Genomic DNA, 2066 nt, shown 5'->3' with positions numbered 1-2066 from the left:
GGATGAAACAGCGGCGCCTGGCGTGAACGCGTCTTTCTTTGCCGCCGGGCCGTCTTTCGGCCATGGTGTCGGCAACCAGGCTGAGATAAGCGTCGATGGTTTCTTTGGAGTAGAGGGGTTCGTCACCCTTCCCCGTGGGCTTGAGACGGCCCAGGCGCGTCAATTGATGGACGGACGAAACCGGCAGCTTCAGGTACTCGCTGACTTCCTGGACGGTCATGTAATGGTGCTTTTCGAGGCGCGTGGACGAGGCGCGTTCGGGCGCGGCCTTGGCCTCGGCGGGGACTGCGGGCCTGGGGCCCTGGGACGCCGTCATGTCCTTCTGTATCTTTTGCAGTGCTTTGGCGAATTTGCTCATAGTTTTGAATCGCTCCAAAACCCCGGAGATGCGATTGGGAAAGAAAAGATAACACACGATTTCGAAGGCCACAAACCGGGAGAAAAAGAAGAAAGCCGCCGTGCAGGGACGCTAGAATATGCTTGAAGGTGAAAGAGAGTTTCTCATCGTGAGAGCGGGACTTCGGACGGTCAGGCTTTTTGAACCGCGTGGGAGCTGCGCTCTTTTTCCCATTCCACGGCCGAGGCCACGATGTCTTTCAGCGACGAATGCTCGGGCTTCCATTCCAGCTTGGACATGAGCTGGGACGCGTCCGCGACGAGCGTGGCCGGGTCTCCGGGGCGGCGCGGCAGGAATTCGATGTCCGGCTTGACCTGCAGGTATTCGCCCACGGCCTGGATCACCTGCAGCACCGAATAGCCCGTGCCCGTACCCACGTTGAAGCTCTGCCCGCCCGGAATGCGAGGCGACTCGATCACGGCGACATGCGCGGAAGCAAGGTCGCTGACGTGGATGTAATCGCGCACGCAGGTGCCGTCCGGCGTCGGATAGTCGTTGCCGTAGACCTGGACCTTGCGGCCCTCGCGCAGCCAGCGCACGACGCGGGGAATCAGATGCTCTTCGGGATCATGGTCTTCGCCCACTCCCCATTTCACGTTCGCGCCGCAGGCATTGAAATAGCGGAGCGCGAAAGAACGGAAGCCGAGCACGCGGCCGCTTTGATGCAGCAGCCTTTCGAATTCCAGCTTGGAAGCGCCGTATGCGCAGGTCGGCTGGTTCGGCGCGGTTTCGGGGATCGGGCTTTTTTCCACGTCGCCGTAGGTGGCGGCGGTGGAGGAAAAAAGAAATGTCTTCACGGGAAATTTGGCGCAGGCCAGGATCAGGCTCGTGCTCGCGCGCAGGTTGTTCTGCCAGTACATGTCGGGATTCTTCACCGATTCGCCCACGCTGATGTAGCCCGCCAGGTGGATGATCGCGTCGGGCTGGTAATGCTCGAACACGCGGAACACCGCGGGCGTGTCCTCCAGACCGACTTTCTCGCAGATGTAAGGCCCGATGCGGCGCATATGGGACCGGCGCAAATCGTCTAGGATGATGGGCACGTGCCCGCATTCGTCCAGATGCCGCACCACGTGGGCCCCGATGTAACCCGCTCCTCCCGTCACCAGCACTTTCATGATGCCCTCTCCCTTTGTTTCATGTTGGCCGCAAAAGTTTCCAAGCCTTTTTCCCAAGGCGGCAGCACGACCCCGCGCCGCGTTTCGAGCACGGAATAAGCCGGGCGCCTCGCGGGCCTCGGAAAAGCCGACGCCGGAATCGGCGTCACTTTCGCTGGAATGCCCATCGCCCGGAAAATCGCGGCCGCAAAACTGTACCAGCTCGCCTTGCCGCTTCCCGCGAGATGATAAATCCCGTAGGCCTGCGTGGAAATCAATTTTTCAATGCCCCGCGCGAGATCCAGCGCGTAGGTCGGCGATCCGAACTGATCCTCGACCACGCGAACTTCCCCTTGCGCCGCGAGCTTGATCATGGTCTTCGGGAAATTGTTCCCGGTCTCGCTGTAAAGCCACGCGGTCCTGACGATCATGTGCCGAGGATTCGCGGCCGCGACCGCTTTCTCGCCCGCCAGTTTGGACTCGCCGTAAACCGACTGCGGGTTCGGCGCATCCTGTTCCGTGTAAGCCCGCCCGGCCGCGCCGTCGAAAACATAATCCGTGGACACGTGAAG

The 2066-nt window shown here is 61.0% G+C and carries 3 protein-coding genes; all 3 read right to left on the bottom strand.

Annotated features, from left to right (window positions below; translation table 11 throughout):
* Positions 1–316: helix-turn-helix domain-containing protein (locus VL688_00015; protein HTL46432.1), on the bottom strand; the 316-nt coding region annotated here is incomplete at its 3' end.
* A gap of 212 nt (positions 317–528) precedes the next feature.
* Complete coding sequence (gene galE, locus VL688_00010; GenBank protein ID HTL46431.1) at positions 529–1515, bottom strand: UDP-glucose 4-epimerase GalE; 987 nt, start codon at positions 1513–1515, stop codon at positions 529–531.
* Positions 1512–2066: sugar nucleotide-binding protein (locus VL688_00005; protein HTL46430.1), on the bottom strand; the 555-nt coding region annotated here is incomplete at its 5' end. The genes galE and VL688_00005, both read right to left, overlap by 4 nt.

Source organism: Verrucomicrobiia bacterium, assembly GCA_035495615.1.
In the GTDB taxonomy this organism is placed as follows: domain Bacteria; phylum Omnitrophota; class Omnitrophia; order Omnitrophales; family Aquincolibacteriaceae; genus DATJFP01.
Note: the sequence above shows the minus strand (reverse complement) of the source record. Positions and strands in the feature narration are given on the sequence as shown.